Source organism: Streptomyces sp. NPDC059002 (assembly GCF_042740435.1).
Classification (GTDB): Bacteria; Actinomycetota; Actinomycetes; order Streptomycetales; family Streptomycetaceae; genus Streptomyces.
The window spans coordinates 69,700-90,210 of the sequence record NZ_JBHYJI010000011.1 but is presented as its reverse complement, the minus strand read 5'-3'; the positions used below and the strand labels follow the sequence as shown (position 1 = coordinate 90,210).

The window sequence follows — 20,511 nt, the reverse complement described above, 5'->3', positions numbered from 1 at the left end:
GTGGCGGCGGGGGCGAGGTGTCGTACTGGTGCAGCGGTTGCGCAGTCGTCGGCCTCCAGCAGAGACAGGGGCACTGCCGGGGCCTTGGACAGTTGGTCGGTGGCGAGCCAGTCGCAGATCTGCGCGATGCGCGGGACGCAGGAGTCCGAGCTGGTGGGGGGAGCGGCCGCCCGAAGCGGCTGACACGTCGGCCACGCCGTCCGGTGCAAGAGGCCGCGGGCTCGGACGGGCGGTCATGTGTGCGGTGTGGCGGGGGGTGTCGTGACGGGGGGTGTCGTGTCGCTGAGCATCGCGCGGACTTGTTCGTCGGTGGCCGTGGCGAGCACCTCGTAGATCTCGTCGGAGAAGTTCAGGTGCGGCCTGCCGCGGTCGAGGGCGGGCTGGGGCACCGGGGTTTCGGGCCGCTGGTACGGTGCCGGATCGCGGTAGCGGGCGAGTTCGTGCCGGGCGATGCCGGCCAGCTCGACGACTTCCGGGTCGATCCACGCCTGGTCGTCGATCGCCTCGCCGGTGGTGAGTTCGAGGGCGAGTCCTTCGGGGCCGCCGAAGTAGAGGGACTGGCAGAAGCCGTGGTCGACGGGGCCGATCGCCATGATGCCGCGGCTGCGGATCCGGTCCCGCAGGGCGAGCAGGTCCTCGACGCTGTCCAGGTGGAAGGCGACGTGCTGCAGGGCACCCGCGGCAACCGGGCCGGTGGGCGTGCCCGCGTGGGTCAGGCCCCACGTCAATGTGCCGGGATTGTCGGGGTGCCGGACGAAGGCGACGTACGAGTGCGGGTTGAGTTCCAAGAAGGCGTGCCAGGCACCCTCGGCGCCGTGCATCCAGTACAGGGCCTTGAGCTTGCAGCCCAGGACGTTGGTGAAGAAGTCGATCTGCGCCTTGATGTCGCGGGTGGCGATGGCCAGATGGTTGACGCCGCGCGGGTGGACGGTCATGGCTGGGCCTTCCTGGACGGGGCGGCGAGGGTCGTACGGCACCACGTGCTGACGACGCGGGCATAGTCGGCGGTGTGGAAGAGCATCAACTGGTGGACTCCGCCGGGGTGGACGTACCGCTCCACCGGTCCGGCCGTGGCGGCGACGGTGGAGCGGGCGATGTCGGGTGTGAAGACCGGGTCCTTCTCGCCGACGGTGAACAGGAGGGGTTTGGTGTTGGCCGCCAGAGCGACGGCCGGGTCGTAGCGCATCAGCGAACCCACGGACGCCAGGTCGTAGGACCAGGTGTTGAGCGGGTCCTGGCGCTTCTGCCGGTCGGCACCGGCGTATCCGTAGTCGGTGTCGAAGTCGTAGAAGCGGCCGATGTCGAACTGCAGGGCGCCCCCGAACTGCTCGACCATGCGCTCGAAGGCGGGGGTGCGGAACGGGTTGTCGGCGGGGATGAGCGGCGACGACGGGATCATGTACCCCATCAGCACCGCCCCGGCGAAGACCTCGCTCGCGGCGTGGGCGCAGTAGGCGGCCGCCGCCCCCAGCGACGATCCCTTCACGAACACCGGCAGGCCGGTCTGTGCCGCGATGTGCTCACCGGTCTCGACGGCCGCGGTCACCCACTCGTCGAGGGTGAACCGGCCCGCCGGACGGGTCGTGCGGGACTGGCCGTGGCCGGGCGCGTCCATGCACCAGACCTCGGCGCCGAGGTCGGCGTAGGCGGCGGCGAAGTTGTCGTAGATCCCTCCGTGGCCGCCGATGCCGTGCTGGACAAGGAGTACGTGATCGGCCCTTGGATGGGCGAACCGGTAAGCGAAGGTCTCACCGATCACATGGGTCTCGCGTCTCATGAACGCCTCCGTTGGTGGGCTCCGTCGGTGGGCCAGGTGCTGGTGCGCCACTGAGCATTATGTTGATGACTATCAATTAAAAATTGATGTGTGTCAACATAATGCTAGGGTGGGCCCATGAGTACGGAGATGACCCGCCCCGCCAGACGCGGCCGCCCCGCCGCCCAGCTCTCCCCCGCCACGCTGGAGCAGATCCATGGCGCCGCGCTGCGGATGTTCGCCGACAAGGGCTACGACGGGGCCTCGATCGCCGCGCTCAACCGGGAGCTGGGGGTCAGCCACAACCTGATCCACCAGCGCTTCGGCTCCAAGGAGAAGCTCTGGTACGCCACCGTCGACTGGGCCTTCACCCGCATCGGCGCGCAGCTGGCGCCGGAGCTGAAGGACACCAGCGGCGGGCCGCTGGAGCAGACCCGCCGCATCATCCGCCGCTTCGTCCTCGTCCACGCCGACCAGCCCGAGGTGCTACGGCTCGTCAACATCGAAGGAGTCGCGGAAACCCCCAGGCTGGCCTACCTGTACGAGCATCACGTCGAGCCGATGCTCAGCACGCTCACCGCACCCCTGCGCCAGCTGATCGACCAGGGGCAGATCGCGCCGGTGCCCGTGCGCACCCTGCACTTCCTCCTCGCACACGGCGCGAGCGCCCCCTTCAGCCTGCTCGGCCTGGCCCGCCGTATCGGCCCCGGCGATCCGCTCGCCCCCCAGGCCGTCCTCGAGCACGCCGACGCGGTCGCCGACCTGCTCCTGGCCGGGCTCGTCCACCGCACTCCGGCCGCCCAAGACGAGGCATGAAAGTCACGCCGACCTTCGACAACGGCCCGACCCGTGGGGACGGCGCTTCAGCGCTCCTGCGGATTGCCGTTCTCGGCGAGCCGCGCGCTCATGTCCGTATGGGCGCGCCGCGAGTGGGAGTTGGCCGGGTCGTGGTGAAGCCGGAGGTAGTCGTAGAGGACCTGCACGCACCTGTCGCGGGAGGAGTAGGAGGCATCGGCGGTCAGCTCGAGGCGCTCCGTGACCTCCATCAGCTTCCCGTCGGCCGCGGCGTACACCGGGTGCCAGATGAGCCGTACTCCTGGGTGGAGCGCCATGACCACGCGCAGCTGGGGACTTCCTGCGCGATGAGGACGCTTTCCGGGTTGTACGCCCGCAGAAAGATGTGGACAGGGCCGCGGGCGCGGTCCACGAAGGCCTTGGACAGGACGTTCCACATCGGCGTCTTGCGCATCCAGTCCGAGGTCAACGTCAGCTTGTCGACCACGCCTCCGAACGCCGTGGACTCCAGGGGCGTGTGCCCCTTGGCAAGGGCGTAGTCGCTGACCTCCCTGCCGCCCGACCAGAGGGCCAGCGTCGGTGTGCCGATCGCCAGATGGTCGCCGATGAGCTTCACCAGCTCCTGGTACCAGCTGTTCGACGCACGGTGGTCGCGCTGCTCCTGGCGACCGGCATACTTCGCCATGGCCTCGTCGTTGAGCTGTCCCTGTTCGGCGATGCCACCGAGAACGAGCTGCCAGGCGACGTCGGTGATGTCGTCGGAGAATCCCGCCTTCGCCATCATGTCGCAGAACGTGCCCCACTCGCCGTGCCCGGTGGGATCGACGGCATGGCGACGCGTCTCGTCCCTCACCGCGGGATCTTCCTGGCGCTGCACCCAGCCCGTCACGGCCGCGTTGCCCGCGGTGCGTTGCAGATCGGCGAGTCCGGCGGGGTGCGGCACCGGCCCGGCGGAGCGCTCCGGGCCCACGCCCTGCACCGGGCGTCTCGGCGCCGCCGCGGCCGTCGGTGACGCCGAGCGGTCCCGTGTCTCTCGCACGCTCGCCAGCCCCCCGGATCGCCGTGTTCGACAGATCGCCCTGTTCGGCAGATCACCATGTTCGGCCCGAAGATCGCCGTGTTCGGCCCGAGGGCCGAGGTTATGACCTAGGGACGGCAACCGCGAGGGCTGAAAGGGCAACCAGAAGGGCAGGGTTCGAGGTTCGGGCCACCGCAGGGCTCCTGGCGCCCAATTGCCCCCTGGCTCCCATGAGTTGTCCGCGCGATGATGGTGCGTCACCACTTGGGGAGGGTCGGCTTGCCCATACGCGATCCGAGACGACAGGGACGCGGGTCGGTGCTGGCCGAGCTGACACGACGTCTCTCGGGCCTGAAGTCCGCTCTCGTCAAAGGGCTTCTGACGAGCGTGGCCGTGCTCGGCGTGACCGCGGAGTTCATCGACCCCGTGGGCGACACACTCGAGGACCACCAGTTGCTCGGCGGCTCCCTCGCCGCGATCGTCGCCCTCATTCTCTTCGACGCGATCAGCGACGCAACGGACAAGGAAACGTCCGATGTCGAGGTGTACGGCGCCTTGAACGGCCTCACCGTTCCGACAAAGGCAGCATTCGAGGCGACGCACGTACGGATCTATTTCTTCGGATTCACCATGCAGACGCTGCACGAAGTCATCAGGGACCGCCTCTTGGAAGTCGCTGACGGCTCACTGCGACCGAGGTGCCTCACCCTGCGGATCATCGTGGCGCACCTCAGCTCCCCGATGAACCTGCCCGGCACCCTGAATCCGGCGGAGGACGGCAGCGGTCATCTCACCTTCGGCGACTCGCCGGTGAACCGCGAGCGCATGCGCGAGGACTTCACCCTCGAAGACTGGAAACGCATCCGCATACTGCTCGACGGCGTACACCACCGCCATCCCCACATCGCCATCAGCTGCGAAGTACGGGAGTCACCGCACTGCCCCCAGGCCAAGCTCTACATCCTCAATGAGGAGCGGGCCATCTACGGCGCCTACGGCATCGTGAAGAGCTCGATCGCGAGAGACGGCGAAGAACACCGGATCCTGGACACCGCGGGATTCGGCATCCATCACGGAGACGCCCGGTACATCGGCTGGAACGTGCAGTCCGCCACCAAATCGACGCGCCAGGTGGCTCAGTACCACATGGCGTGGTTCCAGAACCTCTGGCACGTCCTGGAGAAGGTCAAACCGGCGGACCCCGTGATCCTCGATCCTGTCTGGCAGCCTCCCCCGCTGGACGGCTCCCGCGCCTGAGACAAGGGCCACACGAGAGCGCCCGCACCTGATGCCATAATCGTCTGCATGACGACAACTCTCGAGGGTGTCTACGCTGCCGTGCGCAGCATGCTGTCGGGCATCGAAGGGCTCGACGGCGCGGACGTCGTCGGCGACGGACCGCCCGATGCCGGCTACCCCCATGCCCAGATCCGCGACGGTGCCATCCACTGGGTGGTGCTGGAGCGCAACGAGGTGGTGCAGCGCCGCGTAGCCGGGGACCTGGACGAGTTTCTGTACTGGGCGGCGCTGCACACCACCCGTGACGCCGCCTCCCGCTGGGAACTCGCCCACCGTGGTCTGCTGGCCGGTTGCGACGACACCCGGGTGGGGTGGCTGGCCAAGCAGGTCCAGCTCCTGAAGCTGGTCCGGCCCGAGTGGGCGGACAGGTTCCGGGCGCAGATCCCGCAGCAGTGTCCGGGCGTACGCCTTGAAGACGTGGACGCCTATCCGATGGGGGGACGGTCATGAGGCTGTGGCGGCGGGGGCGGGGTCGCGGGCGCGAGCAGGAGCAGGCCCGGTCCGCGGAGGGAATGGAACAGTGGGACCGGTTCGGGAGCCCGCTGGGCAGGTTCGCGCACCCCGCGGGGACGCCGTTCGCCCAGCGTTCCCTGCCTCCCATGTACGTGGCATGCGGGTACCACGTGTACACCTGGCTCCGGCTGTGGTCGCCGGAGGACGCCGTAAAGTACGGCTTCATCCAGGCGGGCGAGGTCGCTCCCTGGTTCGAACAGCCCGGGGGCGGAACGCAGTTCATGCTCCCGGACGGCATCTCGGTGCAGTGGCTCATCGACCAGGGCTACATCCGTGAGGAACCCGTGTAGCGATCGGCGCCGACTACGGGTGAGCCGGAGCCGCTCGGCATCTCACCGGTCATCGGCCTCGAATGCCTGGGCGACGGCGAGGCTGTCCTCGTAGACGTGGTGCCGGGTGACGAGGCCGTCCTCGATGGTGAGGTGCAGGGCGAACCGCGCCTGATACGCACGTCCGGTGGGCCGGGCGGTCTGACGGATCTCGCCGAGCACGACCGCGTCGTCTCCGTCGACGAGGATGCGCTCGACCTCGGTCGCCACGTCCTCCGGCACGTGGTACTCGGCAAGCTCGCGATAGTGGGCGGCCGCGTCGGCCCGGGAGGACCGGTGACGGATCCACGGCGTGGCAGTACGGCCGTGCTCGGCCTCCGGCCAGTCGAGCTTCCAATCCCCCTGCTCGGCATACATCTCGGCGATGCGCTCGGGGTCGCCCTCGGCGATTCTGCGCAGCAGTTCCTCCACCGCGGTGCGCGTGTTCGTAGCTGCGGCTGTGGGCATGGCTGGCCTCCCGTCCTGGTCCGCGTCCTGCGACGCGGAGGGATCGCCCATCCTGCCCGTGCAGGCACGCCGAGACGATTACCTGCGAGGTAAGCCTCGGCCCTGCGGTGGGAACAATTCGATCTTCGTGCCTGTTCTGCATCAACAGCGAACAACTCGCAGTGTTGAACAGAAGGGTGGGGCTGTGTCGGCAACGTTTAACGAGGGGACGCGCAAGCTGCTGGACGGGAGGAACTTCGCCACTGTCGCGACGCTGAACCGGGACGGCGGGCCGCAGACCTCGGTGGTCTGGATCGCGAGGGACGGAGACACGGTGCTCTTCTCCACCACGGCGGGGCGCCTGAAGGCCAGGAATCTCGCCCGGGACCCGCGGATCAGCCTGACCGTCTTCGATACCGAGAACCCGTACGAGTCCATAGACATCCGGGGCACCGCCGAGCTGATCGAGGACCCCGAGAAGTCGCTGCCTCTCACGCTCTCGCAGAAGTACCTCGGCGAGAACCCGCCGGCCGAGCCGGAGGACGTACTGCGGCTCATCGTGCGCGTGACGCCGAACAAGGTCACCGGCTTCTCCGTCTGACGGACTCCCCCGGGATCGATCTGGGTCACAGGTGTGCACATGGCGAAGGCCGTGCGAGTCGACTCGGGTGTGATGACGAGTCAGGCCCGCACGGCCTCGTCCCATGCTGCCAAGAGCCTGTGGTGGGCCCTCACTTGGTCATGCGCCGCCGGACGCGGCCGTGTGTCAGGGTGCCGCGCGGCGCGTGTAGCGCAGCCAGCCGGCCGTGGCGGCGGCCGCGGTCCACAGGAGGAAGACCGCGAGCCCGGTCGCGGGTGCCAGGGAGCTGCCGATGAGCGCACGCACGAACGGATCGGTCTCGTCGCCCGGGACGTGCAGGGCGGCCCGGGCCGCGGTGAAGGGCAGCCACTCGCCGACCCCGTCGAGACCGGGGACGCGGCCGAGCAGGAATCCGGCGATGCGTTCCCCGAGGAGCGGCCAGACGGTGAGCGCGAGGGCGGCGGCGACCCGGCTGCCGAGCAGCGCGGCCACCCCGGCGGCGAGCACCGGCCAGCAGGCCATGATCAGCAGATAGCGCAGGACGGCGGGCACCGCGGCGCCCCAGTCCGGCTGCGGTGCGTCCGCGATGGTCAGGGTCGCCCAGCCGGTCGCGGCCTGGAGGAGCAGCCCCGTGCAGGCGGCGGCCAGCACGCTCGCGGCGCCCACGATCAGTTTCGCCGCGTACGCCACCGTGCGGCTGCCCAGGGTCAGCCAGCTGGTGCGGGCGGTGTGGAAACGGAGTTCGCTGCTGACCGGGCCCGTGCCGAAGACGAACACCAACAGCAGTGCACTCAGGGGCACTTGCTGGGCGGTCGGGTTGTGCTGGAGCCAGTCGGCGAGCGTGGTCGTGTCGAGCGGGAGGCGGATGCCGCCCTCGGCGGTGGGCAGTTCGAGCAGCAGCAGGGCGCCGTTGAGGAGGCTGGCTGCGAGCAGTACGCCGAGGACGATCCAGGTCGACTTCAGAGCGCGCAGCCGGTGCAGTTCGTAGCGCACGGCCCGGTGCAGGACGGTGGGCAGGGCAGGGACGGTGGCCGGAGGGCCGACGGGAGCGGTCAACGTACTTCGAACTCCTGCTGGGCGACGGAGAGATAGAAGTCCTCCAGGGACGGCTGCCGTTCCTCGATCCAGTGCAGGGGGATCTGGTGCTCGGCGGCATAGTCGCCGATCCGGAAGCGGTCGAGCCCGGTGATCAGTGCCGCGCCGGGGCCGGTGGCCTCGAGGGTGCCGCCGTGCTCGCGTACGAGCGGCTGGAGCAGGTCGAGCTGCGGACTCTGCACGGTCACCCGCTTTCCGGCCCGTGAGGCGAGCTCGGCGATGGAGGTCTCGGCGACGGTCCGGCCGCGGGCGAGCACCACCGCGCGGTCCGCGGACTGCTCGACCTCGGCGAGCAGGTGGCTGGAGACGAGCACGGCCCGGCCCTCCTCGGCCAGCTGCCGCAGCAGGGCCCGCAACCACAGGATGGAGTGCGGGTCGAGGCCGTTGGCGGGCTCGTCGAGCAGCAGTACGGAGGGGTTGCCGAGCAGCGCCTGGGCGATTCCGGCGCGCTGCGCCATGCCGAGGGAGAGCGCGCCGATGCGTCGGCCTGCCGCCTCCTGAAGCCCCACGCGCTCCAGGACCTCGTCAACTCGCCCTGCCGGTACGCCGATTCCGGCCGCCGCCATCCGCAGATGCGCGGCGACGGTGTGCTTGGGGTGGCCGGCGACTCCGCCGAAGACGGCGCCGACGATCCGGGCGGGCTGACGCCAGTCGGCCAGCGGCCGCCCGTGGAACAGGGTCTGGCCGCCGCCGTGCAGGAGGCCGAGCATGAGCCGCAGGGTGGTGGTCTTGCCCGAGCCGTTGGCGCCGAGAAAGGCCGTGACGGAACCCGCGGACAGGGTCATCGAGACGCCGTCGACGACAAGGCGCCCCTGAAATCTCTTCGTAATTCCGTGGGCTGAAAGCGCGTCAGTCATCAGATGTTCCGGCGCAATTGTGGACTGGCGGGTTGCGGCGACATTTTGCATACGGGCGAGGTCATGGCCGAAGCACGCCGAGCACTATGAAAACTCCGGCGATGAGCGCCGTATGCGTACCGATCATGGCAGGCCATTCGCTCACACCCATACGGAAACGCGCCTTGACGAGGACCGTCCATTCATGGCCCGCACCCAGGAGGGCAATGACCAGGAGGGGAATCCACAGGGCATACCACCAGCCGCTGGTGCCGCCCCAGTTCACAGCGGAGAAGAATCCCGCGGCGAACAGGCCCGCGGCCGCCCAGGCGGGCTTCTCTTCGGGGGCAGTGGCACGGCCGGACGTGTCGGTCGGGGAATGGGCGGAGTCAGTACTCATGGCGCCTTCCTGCAGTACATGCGTGTGCGTGGGGGGGATGGAGAAGGGACGGCCCGGCCCCTGGCGGCCTGGCAGGGGCCGGGCCGTGACCATGCGGCGGCCGGTCAGCCGCGGAGCATGCTCACCAGCTGCTTGACGGCTTCGCCGCCGAGCGCGGCGACGGCCAGGCGCACCGGGTGGTACCACGCCAGGCCGTCGGCCCACTTCTTGAACGCCGGGACACCCTTCTTCGCGGCGTTGGCGGCGCCCGACAGGACCTTGCCGCCGGCCTTCTTGATGAGGCCGAAGGCGGCCTTGGCCGCCGAGTCGACGGCACCCCGCTGGATCTCGGGGCGGGTGTCACCCTCGGCCACGGCCTGGAGCAGGACCTGGGCGTCGCCGCCCAGATGCGGGCGCAGCTCGGGCGAGGCCAGGATCTGCTCCGCCTGGGCCGCGGAGAGCTCGACGGGAGCGGTGGAGGTGGTGGCGGTGCGGGCCCTCTCCACCGCGGAGGCGGCGGGCGCGGCGACACCGAGAGCGACGGCGGCCATGGCGGTCGCCGCTCCGATCTGCAACTGCTTACGGTTCAACGTTCTGTTCCCTTAGGGCTGTTGGAGCAGTACGACAGGCAGGCCCTGCCGGGGTGCGGCTGCTGTGGCCGCACCCCGACAGGCGTCAGATCAGAGCTGCTTGCGCAGCCACTCGTAGACCTCCCACTGCACGGCGGTGGGCAGGGACTTCAGGGTCCACTTCACCGGGTTCCAGTTGGAGAGGCTGTTGACCCACTCGTTGTACTTCTTCCAGCCCTTCAGGGCGGCCTTCGCGCCGGACTTGACCAGGCCGCCGGACTTCTTCAGTACTTCGATGACCGCGCCGAGCCGGCCCTTCGCGTACTGGGGCTGCTCCTGGAGCTGCTGCAGCTCCTGAAGGATCTCCGGAGTCAGCTCGGCCTCGCCGTTGCTCTGTGCGGCCGGGCTCGCTGCGATCAGTGCGGCGAGCTCGTCGGCGGAGATGCGGTCGACGGAGACCTGGGTGGCCGTGTTCCGCTGTGCTTCGACAGCGCTGGCCATCGGAGCGGCGACGCCGAGAGCGACGGCGGCCATGGCCGTGGCGGCCACGTACCGGATGGGCTTGCGGTTCATTTATACTTCCCCTTGGTGCTATGTGCACAAAGGGGGGACGGGGCCCCAAAGGCGGCGAACGCGTGGCAATGCAGAGCCTCCCCCGGTGGCTTCTTCCCCCCTGCACATGGTCAATGTGCGTGCACATGGTCAATGTGCGATTCGCCCTTGAACTCGGCAGCCTGGTCTGGACCACCGGTTCGGACGTCGGTGACGGTATCCCGATCTCCCGGTAAAGTTCAAAGCCCGGCAAAGTGAAGTAGCTCACGAGTCGCCATCGGAACCCCCGCGGTGAAATCCCCCTCACCGCCGACGAAATTGCCCGCCGGTATCGCCTTGGCATTGCCGAACGGTTTTTGTTGATCAAGTGCGGCCGGAAAGTAACCGCCTCCGGAAACTGCCGAATTGACCGAGCATCAGGGAAATTCCAGGGGGACCTGATCTTGCCCAGATCCAGGACGCGTGCCTGGCGGCGCAGGCGGACGGCCCCCCTTCGGCGGAAACCGGCACAAGATGTCCCGAACCATCCCTAACCGATAAGAGTCCGCTTCGGGCGGACCACGCAGAACTCGTTCCCCTCCGGATCGGCCAGCACGGTCCATGACTCGGTGCCGCTCTGCCCGACATCCGCCCTGCGGGCGCCCAGTGCGAGGATGCGCTCGATCTCGGCGTCCCGGTCCTCCGCGGAGGACGTCAGATCGAGGTGCAGGCGGTTCTTGTCGACCTTGCGGTCGGTCACCGGCATGAAGCAGATGCCCACCGGCGCGGTCTCGTCCGGCCCGATCACGACCTCGCGCTCCCGCTCGGACAGGATCCGCCAGCCCAGTACCTCAGCCCAGAACCGGGCGAGGGCGGGCAGGTCATGGGCGTCGATGACTATGTGGTGCAGCGAGAGAGGCATGTCCGCCCTATGCCCCGTGTCCGGTCGGACAAGCCCTAGGCGTTTGCTCGGCTCAGGCGCTCGGCCGCCTGGGCGCGGACGGCTTCCCCGGACTTCGGGGGGTCACTGTTCAGGGCTTCCCAGCGGGCGTTGTGGGCTGCCGCCCACAGGCTGGCGGCCCATGCGACCTCCTGTTCCTCGACGGTGAACCGGCGCCCCCGAAGGTCCTGGTAGGCGGCCAGGAACGCCGCGGAACTCTCGATCGGGGCCAGGGTCGGCGGCGAGGTGCTGGCGAACGCCCCGGACGCCGCGCCTGCCAGGGCCGCCTCCGGTTGCCACGCCAGGCTGTCCCAGTCGTGCACGGCCCAAATATCGCCGTCGTGCCAGTAGAGGTTCTGGGCCTCGAAGTCGGCGTGGCCCAGTACGCACGGCAGGTCGGCCACCAGCAGCCGCTTGCGGGCCCGGGCGGCCGTGTCGACGACGTACGCGGGCACGGCGCTCTGGTCTCGCTCGTCGAGGAAGCCGATCGCGGGCCACAGCCCGGGATCCGTGTGGTCCCACCGTGACCAGCGGGGATTCGGCAGTGGCGGCGCGACGGTCACCTCGGCCAGTTCGGACATCAGCCGGGCGAACACCGCCGCATAGCGTACGGCGACGTCCGGCGAGTCGCCGCGCAGCAGTTCGCCGCCGGGCCGGGACTCCTCGGCATGCACGGCCAGCGCGCCGATGCCGGTCACGGGCGTGAGCGGCCGGGCGCACGGAAACCCCCGTTCCGCCAGCTGGCTCTGGGCGGCGAGACACGAAGCGGCCCTGCCGTCGTCCTCCCGCGCCTTCACCACGACTTCTTGCCCACCGGCCAGCCGCAGCCCGAACACCGCCGACAGCGACTGCCGTTCGAACAGCACGCTGACCGGCTCGTTCCCCAATTCGTCCACGCACCAGCCGACCAGCCAGCCGGGCAGGTCATCCAACGTCATGGCAACGACTGTGCCATGTGGGCCCAGCACAGCGAAAGTTGCGGCACGAGCGCTCCAGTTCGGGGCCCATGCGACCCACGGCCTCACCCACGACAAAGATCAAGCCGGGCGGCGGCTGCCTACCACGTGGCGTCTGCGAGGCTGCGCTCCGCATCCGTGACGTCGTCGAGTCCCCAGGCGTAGTGGCGTCGGCCCGCCTCCAGCCGCGCCCAGTTGAGGTCGTCGGAGGCCTTGGCGAAGCGGCCCTGGCAGATGTGCTGGTGGGCGCCGCTGATCCGGAGATCTATGTGGCGGAGCGCATAACCGCCTGCGACGGCGTAGTCCAGGGCCTCCGTGAGGTCGGCCTCGACCAGGGCGGTGTCCACCCGGCTTCCGGACGTTGCACCAAAGCGGGCACGGGCGGACAGGGCCTCCAGGAGGACGGTGCGTTCGGAGATCTCACGGGCCAGGTCCACTGCCCTGCGCAGATGGTCCCACGCGGGCCGCAGCCGCCCGTCGTCCGCCTCGAGCAGGCCCAGCAGCCGGTGGCAGATACTCACGTCATCCTTCAGGCCGCCGTCCTCGGCGAAGCGCAGGTTGGCCTCGGTGATGCGGCGGGCGGCGACGCGGTCGCCGCAGCGGCGCAGGAACTCGGCGTGCGCGATGCCCCAGATGTCCATCAGGACGGGTTCGGGTACGTCCGGCTGCAGGGTGCGCTGCACCCGAAGGGCGTCGTCGAAACAGCGCGCGGCCGACTCGCGTCGGCCCATCAGAGCGAGCGCCGTACCCAAGTGACAGGAGCTGTCCCGTACTTCCTCATCACGCTCGACGGGAGGGAGCGCCCTGGCCAGCTCCAACGCCCTGCGGGCCGCGGCCGCCATGGCCTCCAACTCACCCAGATCGAGGCTCACTTCGGCGAGATTCTCGGCGCTGTGCGTGGCACCGAGCAGGTCACCGGTGGATTCGCCGATGGACACGGCGCGTTCGAAGAGTGCGGAGGCCGGGGCGAGTCGGCCGGTGTTCATGAGGGAGACGGCCTTGCGGTTGACGACGTAGCGGCTGTCGGGGCCGGGCGGCAGGGCAGGGTCCTCCGTCAGGCGGCCCGTCGGCCAGAACCCGTCGAGCAGCGCCGACACCGTCTCGTACGCGTTGAGCTGGTACGAAAGCCGCATGGCCGACCCCAGTTCGAGCCGCTGCCGGTACACCCGCAGCGCCGCATCGAAGTGCCCCGCCCCGCACAAGTGGTGCACGGCTTCGATCAGCGGAACCAGGCCGACGAGGTCGGCATCGTCTCCCGCGTCCTGCCCGTCCCGCAGGCAGGCGTCCGCGATGCGCTGATGGAGTTCGGCACGGTCTGGCGCTTCCCAGCTCGCCAGGACAGCCCGGTAGTGGTGGCGCAGGAGCGGATGCAGGGTCAGGGCACGGTGTCGTTCGTCGCGGTGCACGGCACCGAGATCGTTCAGCTCGTCCAGGAGGTGGTCAAGGGCACGTCCATCGAGGCGAGGCAGGTGCCTCGGCCCCGCATCACCGAGGATCGCCCCCAGCCGGTCCTCCCCCACCGCGCCGCGGAAGGCCGCGAGCACGGCCAGCGCCGTGCGCTCGGCCTCGGAGAGATGGCCGTCGTAGAAGTCGAGGAGGCCCGATGTCCCCGCGTCGGGGGACAGCTCGCTGTCAGGCCCTTCACCGAAGGGGGCGCGGGCGAGGTCCCCGCCGAAGCGCCGCCGCACCAGCCGGCCGATGAGGTCCAGGGAGAGCGCATGCCCGCGCCACGCCTCCACCAGCGCGTCCAGGTCGGCGGCCGGCCCCCGCACCCCGCGGTCGCGCAGCAGCGCCCGGCCCTCCTGGGCGGTCAGCCGCCCGACGGTGTGCTCACGGTAGGCGCTGTAGGGCGCACGGAGCAGGTCGCGGAACGGCAGTCGGCTGGTGAGCAGGCAGAACGAGGGATGCGGGGTCGAGGCGAAGCGCTGCAGGAAGGTCCGCAGATTGTCGTCGGCGACACGGCCGAATCCTGCGGCGTCCCGCTCCTGCACAGCCTCGACCCCGTCCAGGACGAAGACGCAGGGCTGAACCTCGGCCAGGACGGACAGGGCGTCCATCCGCATGGACGGGGACGGATCCGGTGGACCGAGACGCAGCCGACCATGCGTGAAGTGCTCCAGCGCCGTCTCGAAGAACAGTTCGGGCCCGCCCTCCGCGTCGAAGCTCCACCACACGACGGGCGCGGCTCTCAACCGCCGCCTGCGCCGCACCACTTCGCGGGCGAGCGAGCTCTTGCCCTCCCCGCCGAATCCGATGAGCCCGATCATCCGCCGCTCGGGGTCGTCCATCTCGCCGCACAGCACCCGCAGCGGTTCCTCCCTGGGCAGGAACTCGTCCGGCTCCTCCGCCTGACCCACGGGAAGGAGATGACTCAGCGGCCGCACGATCGCGGCGCTCACCGCTTCCGGGGAAACCAGTGAGCGCGGCACCTGCTGCCGGGCGCGCGGCTCGCCACGCACCGGCAGTGACAGCGGGGGCAGGGCGAGAACCGTGCAGTCCACGGCCCAGGCCACGCCCGAGTCGTACAGGAGCCACTTGCGTACGAGGACGCAGGACTGGACGAGGCCCACGACACGGTTCAACCGCTCGTCGAGTACGGGCGCCCCGCTCATGCCCTTCTTCGGCAGCTGATCACTCCTCAGCTGAACTTCCGCACACATCAAGGGAGTTCGCTTCGTGCCCGGACGCCGTCCCATGAAGCGTCCGTTGATGTGGAAGACACCGCTGCCGGTCAGATACGGAAACCCGGCACTGCGGAAGGTGTGCCCCCTGGACCCACCCGCTCCGCCCGGCTCCATGGGCCGTCCGAAAGCATCCCCGGGTGGCTCCCCGAGGATGTGCAGTACGGCGATGTCATCGCGCCACAGCTCCGCCACGTCGTCGCCGTCCTCGCTGCGCCACTTCCCGTGGAGCCACTGCATCGGACGCGCCCACCCGGACCATCCGCTCCCGTTCAGCAGGCGTACCGGGACGGTCGGCCGTTGCTCCGGTGCCTGCTCGCGCAGCGTCGGGCCCAGCACGATCCCGGCATCCTCCAGCACATGCGCGCAGGTGACGACGCAGTCCCGGGCGGCGAGCAGCCCGGCACCGACGACCCGCCGGGTGCACCGGTGCCGGATCTGCACCGTGAACATCAACAGGTCGTCGAGCAGCCCGACATCGCCATCCCCTGTACTCACTCCCCGCCCCCGTCCCTCTCTTCGCTCCCGTCCTCCTCCTCGATCTCGCCCTGGACGAGATAGGGAACGGCGAAGGACGTGAGGAACACCGCGAGCGCGCCGACCCACCCCACGGCGATGTGCAGATCCTCGAACGGCCCGCCCGTCGCATACACCCACACGACGAACGCCACCGCCGGCACGATCACCCCCACAGGCTGCGGCGGAAGTCCGGCTGCTGGATCCGCCGTACCGAAGATCCGCACGACCACCAGCACGACGAGACAGATCCCGAACCACACGACACGCCCTGCGGCCTCATCTCTCGGGATGGCCGCGTACCCCATCAGATAGAGGGCCAGCACATCGCCGGGGATGACGCGCATCATGTGGTCGAGGTGCTCCTTGACGTCCTCCCCGGGAGTCCGCCCCACCCGCGTCACGGACCGCCGCCTGATCCTGTACGGAGCGCTCATGTTCCACAGAATGGGCGCGTCCGGCCGGGTCGGAAAGAGTGATGACGGTGAGCCCGTTCGTGATCCAGAATCATGGGATGGTCACGCTCGAGACTCCCCGTTTGGTCCTGCGTCGCTGGCGCGAGGAAGACATTGCGCCGATGGCCGCCGTCAATGCCGACCCCGAGGTCATGCGGTGGATCCGTGACGGCAGCGTCCGTGACGAACGGCAGACCCGCGGCGGGATCCAGGCGTGGGAGAGCGAGTGGGAGTCACAGGGCTTCGGCCTGTTCGCCGTGGAGATCCGGGCCACCGGTGAACTGGCCGGGTTCACCGGCCTTTCGGTGCCCACCTTCTTGCCGGAGGTGCTGCCGGCGGTCGAGGTCGGCTGGCGGCTGGGACGTTCCCACTGGGGGCAGGGCTTGGCCACCGAGGCCGCTGCGGCGGCTGTGCGGTTCGGGTTCGAAGAGCGAGGTCTTGAGCGGATCGTCAGCATCGCTCAAGTGGGCAACGAGGCCTCCGAACGGATCATGACCAAACTGGGGATGCAGCCGGTCCGCGAGACCGTCAGTCCCAACGGCGGTCGGCGGGTTCGGGTGTTCGAGTTGTCGTCGGAGCAGTACGGCGCAACCACTCGTTGATGGCGGTCGGCCGGCGCCGGGCACTCGGCTCGGACTGCTCGGCAGGCACGGTGTCAGCCGAGCCCACGCATCGTCGAGTACGCCCCCTCCCCTCAGGTGACCTGGCGGGTACGCGCGTAATGGCGCCGCGCCCGGTCGCGGTTGCCGCAGTCGCCCGAACTGCACCAGCGGCGGGCGCCGTTGCGGCTGCGGTCCAGGAAGAACCAGCCGCAGCCCGGCCCCTCACAGCGGCGTACGCGGGAGAGCGCACGGGCGTCGCCCAGCAACTCCTCCGCCTGTAGGGCGAGTTCGCCGGTGATGGTCGCCGGGACCGGGCGCAGCGGAAAGGCGCGCGGCAGGGCGGCGTCCTCGCGGGCGCCGAGGGCGGCTTCGCGCAGGGCGGTCCATGCCGGGGCCGGAGGCGTGGCGCCGTCGGCGAAGGCGTCCAGGACCGCCGTGAGCACCTCACGCAAGCTGTGCAGGACCGCCTCGTCGGGGAGCGAGGTCGCGCCGAGTCCCGCCGTGGCGGCCCACTGCGTCCAGGCCGCGGCGTCCGGCACGCGCTCGGCCCTGCGGCTGTCGTCGGTGCGCCAGGCCACGGTGTTCACGAAGTCCAGGACGGGGTGGCCCGCGATGTGCGACGGCTCGATCTCCTCGGTCCTTTCGCTGGTCCCGGTGGTCTTGGTCGTCCCCTCGGCGGCCCCCTTGGGGGCGGTCTTGGGGATGGCCTTGGGGATGGGGTTCCGCTCCTCGCTCACCCCTTCACCTTAACCGGTCTCATACGAAAACTAACGAGCAAAACGCGAATAGCTTGTTAGGGTGCCGGGATGGAGAACCTACTGCGGCGCGACCCCAGCGCCCCGCTCGACAGCGCCAGGAGCTTCCGGTCCGGGCTCAACACCGGATCCGGCCTCGCGGCCGCCTCGTTCCTGCTGGCCATCAGCTTCGGCGCACTCACCCAGGCCCAGGGCTGGGGGCCGATCGCCCCCGTCATCTGTTCGCTCGTCGTCTTCTCCGGCTCCGCGCAGTTCGCCATGGTGGCGACGCTGGGCGCGGGCGGCGACGCGCTCGCCGCCGTGATCGCCGCAGCTCTGGTCAACATCCGCTACATCCCCATGGGCATAGCCATCGCCGGTGACCTGCGAGGCGGACGGCTGCGCCGGGCACTTGAGGGGCAGGCGGTGATCGACGGCTCATGGGCGGCGGCCCACCTCGGCGGCGGCCGCTTCGACAGGCCGCTGCTCTTCGGCGCGACGGTGATCCAATGGCCGTCCTGGGTGGTGGGCACGGCCATCGGCGTGGCCGTTGCCCCCGATCCCGAACTCCTGCACACCCTCGGACTCGACGTCCTCACCCCGGCGTTGTTCGCCGTCCTGCTCCTCGACGAGCTGAAGCGGGGGCGCGAGGGGTGGCTGTCCGCCGGTATCGGCGCGGGGGTCGCAGGTGCACTGATCGCCGTTGTTCCCGCAGGGCCCGCCCTGGTCGCGGGCGCGGGGGCGGCGGCGCTGGTCGCGCTCGCGCGTTCGAGCCGGACCGACGAGACCGACCCGACGGGCCGCGCCGACCAAACCGACCCGACGGACCGGACCGGACCGACGGACCGGACCGATAAAGCCGACCAACCCGACCAGACCGACCAGCCCCACCAGGAGACGGCCCGATGAATACGACCCACGTGTGGGCCGCGGTCGCCGCGGTCGCCCTGCTCGGCTTCGCCTTCAAGGCCGTCGGCCCCGCGGTCTTCGGCGAGCGCGAACTGCCGCCCCGCGCCCGGTCGGTGATGGCCCTGATGGCTCCGGCGCTGCTCGCCGGTTTCGTCATGGTCGACCTGGCGGGCCCCGGCTGGTCCACGCTCGACCTCACGGTCGTCGGCGGGGTCGCCGCCGGGGTCGGCCTGCGGCTGTGCAAGGCCCCGTTCCCGGTGGTGATGGTGGGCGCGGCGGTGGCGACGGCGCTGCTGCGCTGGGCGCAGTGAGCCGGCCCGGTCCGGTTGCCCTCCGGGTCGGCCAGTACGACGTATGGGCGTATGGGCGGGGGCGGCCCACCGGACAGCGAGGGTGTTTCTGTCGAGCCGCAGCCGTGCCACACTGCCTCGCATCACAGCCCCCACTCACCCCAAGAGCCCGCGTGATGCGGCGAGTTGAGCTTCAGCCGCAGCTCCGGCCAGGACTTCAGCGAAGGGCGGCGCCGTACCGAGGGCAGGGGTCGCCCTGGGCGGCCTACGGCCTCATGCCCGACGATGCCAATGTCTGCTGTCTCGGCCGTGCCTTCAACGAGTTGGAGGAGGCACTGGCCGCGGCGGGGTCGGCGCGGGAGCCTCGCGCGGGTCACGCCGCGCGCGGCAGTCCGCGAGGCGAGCCACCACCCATGGGTCATCCGCGAGAGCCGGAGGCAGTTGGGTCTGATCATCGATCACGGCGCCCGCCAGCTGCTGAGCGGTCAGTTGCCCGGCATCCCTGAGATCGGCCCCGCTGAGGTCCGCGCCGAGCAGCGTCGTGTCGGCGAGGAGTGCGTCTCGCAGGTCGGCCTTGAACAATCCCGCGCCATCGAGACGGGCCTGGGCGAGGTTGGCACTGCGCAGATCAGCGCTGTTGAGGATCGCGCCGCTCAGATCGGCGCCCCGCAGATCGGCACGGCACAGATCCGCCCAGGTCAAGAACGCCCGGGAGAGCCGGGGCGGGGCCTCGAACTCGAAGCTGCGGAGGGGCAGTCCGGCCAGTTCGGTCGAGCGCAGGTCCATGCGGCGCGCCTCGAACCGCTCGGGCCGCCGGGCGAGAACCTCCACCGCCGCCGTGATGTCCACGGCCGGTGCGGTACCCCATTCCGCGAGGGGCCTCTGCGCGCCCTGACCGTCCGGACCAACAGGTTCTGGGCGGAGGGGAGTTCTGCCGGCGTTCTCCCGCACGAAGGCCGCGAGCACGCCCACCACCGTGGCGTGGTCTTGAGGTGATTCCGCCATGACGTGCTCCAGCCCGTAGACAGCTCCCAGGCGTTCTGCACGTTTGTCCGAGGCCAACTGCCCGATGGCCGTGCTGAACCGTTCGGTCACCTGCCCACGCCGCGACAGGCGATAGCTGCGGGCGGTGAATCCCACCCCGAGCAGCACCGACGACCCGCCCACTGCGGTCAGCACCGTCTGACGTACCGCGTTCAGGGCGTCGGCCCGCTCTTTCCCGTGAAGGTCCCGGACCGTGTCGCCCGCCACCAGCCAGGACACCGGGCCCACCACGATGAGGATGGCCCCGAACCCGACGATCGTCCCTACGACCACCCAGACAGTGACCCGGTGGCGGCGAAGCGCGCGAGCCCAACTCGGCCCGATTCCCCAGAGATTGCGATGTCTCATGGGTGCGGATCCTATGAAGGCGTCCGCTGAAGACGTCCGCCGGAATCGTCGCCACCGGGACCGTCTCTCAGCGGAAGGCGGCGACGTTGCGGGCGACCCAGCCGCTGAAGGGATGCGGGGCGCGGCCGAGGACTCGTTCCACGTCGGGGCTGATCCGCAGTTCGGCGGGGTTCGGGGCGGAGATGATGTCCAGGGTGTCGTCGGCGAGTTCGGCCGGTACGAACCGGGTCATCGTGGCCCTGGCCTCCTCGCGGGTGAGTTCGTGGAACCGTACGGGCGAGCCGAGCGCGGCGGCGACGGCCTGCGCCTGCTGACGCGGCGTGATCACCTTCGGCCCGGTCAGCTCGTACACCGCACCGGTGTGCCGGTCGTCCAGCAGGCAGGCCGCCGCAACCTCGGCGATGTCCGCCGGGTCGATGACCGGCACCCCCACGTCGCCGAAGGGTGCGGCGACCGTCCCTCGCGTACGGACGGACTCCGCCCAGGCCAGGGCGTTGGAGGCGAAACCGCCCGGGCGCAGGACGGCCCAGTCCAGGCCGGACTCCCGCAACGCGTCCTCCACCGCGCGCATCGCGACCCGCGACGGACCGAGCGGCCTGGTCGCCACGCCCTGCGAAGACAGCAGGACGATCCGGCGGACCCCGCGGACCGCGGCCAGGCCGATGATGTCGGCCGGCCTGGCTCCGGGGGCGTGCAGGTCGCCGGACAGCAGGAGGAACAGCGCCTTCGCCCCGTCCAACGCGGGGGCGAGGCCGTTCAGTTCGGCCAGGTCGGCCGACACATGCCGGACCCCGTCCGGCACCGCCGCCGCGTGCCGCGACACCGCCGTCACCTGCTCGCCCGCCTCGGCCAGGGCCTGCGTCAGAGGTCGGCCCACATTCCCGGTAGCCCCGGTCACCACGATCATGTT

General features: G+C 70.1%; 25 protein-coding genes. 8 read left to right on the top strand and 17 right to left on the bottom strand.

What is annotated here, in order from left to right:
* Positions 1–233: 233 nt before the first annotated feature.
* Positions 234–935, bottom strand: a complete 702-nt coding sequence (locus ACFWZ2_RS13085; RefSeq protein WP_384545147.1) for a VOC family protein — start codon at positions 933–935, stop codon at positions 234–236.
* On the bottom strand, positions 932–1,777 hold the full coding sequence (locus tag ACFWZ2_RS13080) for an alpha/beta hydrolase (RefSeq protein WP_384545146.1): 846 nt from the start codon (positions 1,775–1,777) through the stop codon (positions 932–934). The genes ACFWZ2_RS13085 and ACFWZ2_RS13080 overlap by 4 nt, the downstream gene beginning before the upstream one ends.
* A 117-nt stretch (positions 1,778–1,894) precedes the next feature.
* Between ACFWZ2_RS13080 and ACFWZ2_RS13075 the strand changes: the two genes are divergently transcribed.
* A complete protein-coding gene (locus ACFWZ2_RS13075) occupies positions 1,895–2,572 on the top strand; it encodes a TetR/AcrR family transcriptional regulator (protein WP_384545145.1) in 678 nt (225 codons plus the stop codon).
* 47 nt (positions 2,573–2,619) lie between these two features.
* On the opposite strand, the gene ACFWZ2_RS13070 is transcribed toward ACFWZ2_RS13075, so the two are convergent.
* Complete coding sequence (locus ACFWZ2_RS13070) at positions 2,620–2,802, bottom strand: hypothetical protein (RefSeq protein ID WP_384545144.1); 183 nt, start codon at positions 2,800–2,802, stop codon at positions 2,620–2,622.
* A complete protein-coding gene (locus ACFWZ2_RS13065) occupies positions 2,802–3,590 on the bottom strand; it encodes a hypothetical protein (RefSeq protein WP_384545143.1) in 789 nt (262 codons plus the stop codon). Before ACFWZ2_RS13065 ends, ACFWZ2_RS13070 begins: the two co-directional genes overlap by 1 nt.
* 297 nt (positions 3,591–3,887) lie before the next feature.
* On the opposite strand from ACFWZ2_RS13065, the gene ACFWZ2_RS13060 reads away from it, so the two are divergent.
* The 3 genes from ACFWZ2_RS13060 to ACFWZ2_RS13050 are packed head-to-tail and all read left to right on the top strand — an operon-like array spanning position 3,888 to position 5,671.
* On the top strand, positions 3,888–4,826 hold the full coding sequence (locus ACFWZ2_RS13060; RefSeq protein ID WP_384545142.1) for a hypothetical protein: 939 nt from the start codon (positions 3,888–3,890) through the stop codon (positions 4,824–4,826).
* A gap of 48 nt (positions 4,827–4,874) precedes the next feature.
* Positions 4,875–5,318 (top strand): Imm63 family immunity protein, encoded by a 444-nt coding sequence (locus ACFWZ2_RS13055; RefSeq protein WP_384545141.1) that lies wholly within the window; start codon positions 4,875–4,877, stop codon positions 5,316–5,318.
* Positions 5,315–5,671 (top strand): TNT domain-containing protein, encoded by a 357-nt coding sequence (locus ACFWZ2_RS13050; protein ID WP_384545140.1) that lies wholly within the window; start codon positions 5,315–5,317, stop codon positions 5,669–5,671. The genes ACFWZ2_RS13055 and ACFWZ2_RS13050 overlap by 4 nt, the downstream gene beginning before the upstream one ends.
* Positions 5,672–5,713: 42 nt before the next feature.
* Here ACFWZ2_RS13050 and ACFWZ2_RS13045 read toward each other — a convergent pair whose 3' ends face one another.
* Entirely contained in the window at positions 5,714–6,157 is a 444-nt protein-coding gene (locus ACFWZ2_RS13045) for a nuclear transport factor 2 family protein (protein WP_384545139.1), read from the bottom strand.
* A 184-nt stretch (positions 6,158–6,341) separates the two neighbouring features.
* Between ACFWZ2_RS13045 and ACFWZ2_RS13040 the strand changes: the two genes are divergently transcribed.
* Positions 6,342–6,737: a PPOX class F420-dependent oxidoreductase gene (locus tag ACFWZ2_RS13040; RefSeq protein WP_384545138.1), complete on the top strand. Its 396-nt coding sequence runs from the start codon at positions 6,342–6,344 to the stop codon at positions 6,735–6,737.
* A 165-nt stretch (positions 6,738–6,902) separates the two neighbouring features.
* On the opposite strand, the gene ACFWZ2_RS13035 is transcribed toward ACFWZ2_RS13040, so the two are convergent.
* The 9 genes from ACFWZ2_RS13035 to ACFWZ2_RS12995 form a co-directional block, all read right to left on the bottom strand.
* Positions 6,903–7,772, bottom strand: a complete 870-nt coding sequence (locus tag ACFWZ2_RS13035) for a hypothetical protein (protein WP_384545137.1) — start codon at positions 7,770–7,772, stop codon at positions 6,903–6,905.
* Positions 7,769–8,668, bottom strand: a complete 900-nt coding sequence (locus ACFWZ2_RS13030; RefSeq protein WP_384545136.1) for an ABC transporter ATP-binding protein — start codon at positions 8,666–8,668, stop codon at positions 7,769–7,771. Before ACFWZ2_RS13030 ends, ACFWZ2_RS13035 begins: the two co-directional genes overlap by 4 nt.
* Positions 8,669–8,729: 61 nt before the next feature.
* On the bottom strand, positions 8,730–9,047 hold the full coding sequence (locus ACFWZ2_RS13025) for a hypothetical protein (RefSeq protein ID WP_384545135.1): 318 nt from the start codon (positions 9,045–9,047) through the stop codon (positions 8,730–8,732).
* A gap of 104 nt (positions 9,048–9,151) precedes the next feature.
* Positions 9,152–9,616 (bottom strand): hypothetical protein, encoded by a 465-nt coding sequence (locus ACFWZ2_RS13020; RefSeq protein ID WP_384545134.1) that lies wholly within the window; start codon positions 9,614–9,616, stop codon positions 9,152–9,154.
* Between the two features lie 90 nt (positions 9,617–9,706).
* Positions 9,707–10,168, bottom strand: coding sequence for a hypothetical protein (locus ACFWZ2_RS13015; RefSeq protein WP_384545133.1), 462 nt, complete (start codon positions 10,166–10,168; stop codon positions 9,707–9,709).
* A 508-nt stretch (positions 10,169–10,676) separates the two neighbouring features.
* On the bottom strand, positions 10,677–11,048 hold the full coding sequence (locus ACFWZ2_RS13010; RefSeq protein WP_384545132.1) for a VOC family protein: 372 nt from the start codon (positions 11,046–11,048) through the stop codon (positions 10,677–10,679).
* 35 nt (positions 11,049–11,083) lie between these two features.
* Entirely contained in the window at positions 11,084–12,004 is a 921-nt protein-coding gene (locus ACFWZ2_RS13005) for a phosphotransferase (protein WP_384545131.1), read from the bottom strand.
* Between the two features lie 119 nt (positions 12,005–12,123).
* Positions 12,124–15,201 (bottom strand): trypsin-like peptidase domain-containing protein, encoded by a 3,078-nt coding sequence (locus ACFWZ2_RS13000; RefSeq protein ID WP_384545130.1) that lies wholly within the window; start codon positions 15,199–15,201, stop codon positions 12,124–12,126.
* Positions 15,198–15,656, bottom strand: coding sequence for a hypothetical protein (locus ACFWZ2_RS12995; protein ID WP_384545129.1), 459 nt, complete (start codon positions 15,654–15,656; stop codon positions 15,198–15,200). The genes ACFWZ2_RS13000 and ACFWZ2_RS12995 overlap by 4 nt, the downstream gene beginning before the upstream one ends.
* 77 nt (positions 15,657–15,733) lie before the next feature.
* On the opposite strand from ACFWZ2_RS12995, the gene ACFWZ2_RS12990 reads away from it, so the two are divergent.
* Positions 15,734–16,276, top strand: coding sequence for a GNAT family N-acetyltransferase (locus tag ACFWZ2_RS12990; protein ID WP_384545128.1), 543 nt, complete (start codon positions 15,734–15,736; stop codon positions 16,274–16,276).
* A 92-nt stretch (positions 16,277–16,368) separates the two neighbouring features.
* On the opposite strand, the gene ACFWZ2_RS12985 is transcribed toward ACFWZ2_RS12990, so the two are convergent.
* Entirely contained in the window at positions 16,369–17,013 is a 645-nt protein-coding gene (locus ACFWZ2_RS12985; protein WP_384545127.1) for a CGNR zinc finger domain-containing protein, read from the bottom strand.
* 69 nt (positions 17,014–17,082) lie between these two features.
* On the opposite strand from ACFWZ2_RS12985, the gene ACFWZ2_RS12980 reads away from it, so the two are divergent.
* A complete protein-coding gene (locus tag ACFWZ2_RS12980; protein WP_384545126.1) occupies positions 17,083–17,919 on the top strand; it encodes an AzlC family ABC transporter permease in 837 nt (278 codons plus the stop codon).
* Positions 17,916–18,230, top strand: a complete 315-nt coding sequence (locus ACFWZ2_RS12975) for an AzlD domain-containing protein (RefSeq protein ID WP_384545125.1) — start codon at positions 17,916–17,918, stop codon at positions 18,228–18,230. The genes ACFWZ2_RS12980 and ACFWZ2_RS12975 overlap by 4 nt, the downstream gene beginning before the upstream one ends.
* 294 nt (positions 18,231–18,524) lie before the next feature.
* Here ACFWZ2_RS12975 and ACFWZ2_RS12970 read toward each other — a convergent pair whose 3' ends face one another.
* Entirely contained in the window at positions 18,525–19,601 is a 1,077-nt protein-coding gene (locus tag ACFWZ2_RS12970) for a pentapeptide repeat-containing protein (RefSeq protein ID WP_384545124.1), read from the bottom strand.
* A 67-nt stretch (positions 19,602–19,668) separates the two neighbouring features.
* Complete coding sequence (locus ACFWZ2_RS12965; RefSeq protein ID WP_384545123.1) at positions 19,669–20,508, bottom strand: SDR family oxidoreductase; 840 nt, start codon at positions 20,506–20,508, stop codon at positions 19,669–19,671.
* Positions 20,509–20,511: the final 3 nt, after the last annotated feature.

Coding starts and splice junctions, on each gene's coding strand:
- ACFWZ2_RS13085 (WP_384545147.1), bottom strand. CDS start 935: ATGACCGTCCACCCGCGCGGCGTCAACCATCTGGCCATCGCCACCCGC.
- ACFWZ2_RS13080 (WP_384545146.1), bottom strand. CDS start 1,777: ATGAGACGCGAGACCCATGTGATCGGTGAGACCTTCGCTTACCGGTTC.
- ACFWZ2_RS13075 (WP_384545145.1), top strand. CDS start 1,895: ATGAGTACGGAGATGACCCGCCCCGCCAGACGCGGCCGCCCCGCCGCC.
- ACFWZ2_RS13070 (WP_384545144.1), bottom strand. CDS start 2,802: ATGGAGGTCACGGAGCGCCTCGAGCTGACCGCCGATGCCTCCTACTCC.
- ACFWZ2_RS13055 (WP_384545141.1), top strand. CDS start 4,875: ATGACGACAACTCTCGAGGGTGTCTACGCTGCCGTGCGCAGCATGCTG.
- ACFWZ2_RS13050 (WP_384545140.1), top strand. CDS start 5,315: ATGAGGCTGTGGCGGCGGGGGCGGGGTCGCGGGCGCGAGCAGGAGCAG.
- ACFWZ2_RS13045 (WP_384545139.1), bottom strand. CDS start 6,157: ATGCCCACAGCCGCAGCTACGAACACGCGCACCGCGGTGGAGGAACTG.
- ACFWZ2_RS13030 (WP_384545136.1), bottom strand. CDS start 8,668: ATGACTGACGCGCTTTCAGCCCACGGAATTACGAAGAGATTTCAGGGG.
- ACFWZ2_RS13025 (WP_384545135.1), bottom strand. CDS start 9,047: ATGAGTACTGACTCCGCCCATTCCCCGACCGACACGTCCGGCCGTGCC.
- ACFWZ2_RS13015 (WP_384545133.1), bottom strand. CDS start 10,168: ATGAACCGCAAGCCCATCCGGTACGTGGCCGCCACGGCCATGGCCGCC.
- ACFWZ2_RS13010 (WP_384545132.1), bottom strand. CDS start 11,048: ATGCCTCTCTCGCTGCACCACATAGTCATCGACGCCCATGACCTGCCC.
- ACFWZ2_RS13005 (WP_384545131.1), bottom strand. CDS start 12,004: ATGACGTTGGATGACCTGCCCGGCTGGCTGGTCGGCTGGTGCGTGGAC.
- ACFWZ2_RS12995 (WP_384545129.1), bottom strand. CDS start 15,656: ATGAGCGCTCCGTACAGGATCAGGCGGCGGTCCGTGACGCGGGTGGGG.
- ACFWZ2_RS12990 (WP_384545128.1), top strand. CDS start 15,734: ATGGTCACGCTCGAGACTCCCCGTTTGGTCCTGCGTCGCTGGCGCGAG.
- ACFWZ2_RS12980 (WP_384545126.1), top strand. CDS start 17,083: ATGGAGAACCTACTGCGGCGCGACCCCAGCGCCCCGCTCGACAGCGCC.
- ACFWZ2_RS12975 (WP_384545125.1), top strand. CDS start 17,916: ATGAATACGACCCACGTGTGGGCCGCGGTCGCCGCGGTCGCCCTGCTC.
- ACFWZ2_RS12970 (WP_384545124.1), bottom strand. CDS start 19,601: ATGAGACATCGCAATCTCTGGGGAATCGGGCCGAGTTGGGCTCGCGCG.
- ACFWZ2_RS12965 (WP_384545123.1), bottom strand. CDS start 20,508: ATGATCGTGGTGACCGGGGCTACCGGGAATGTGGGCCGACCTCTGACG.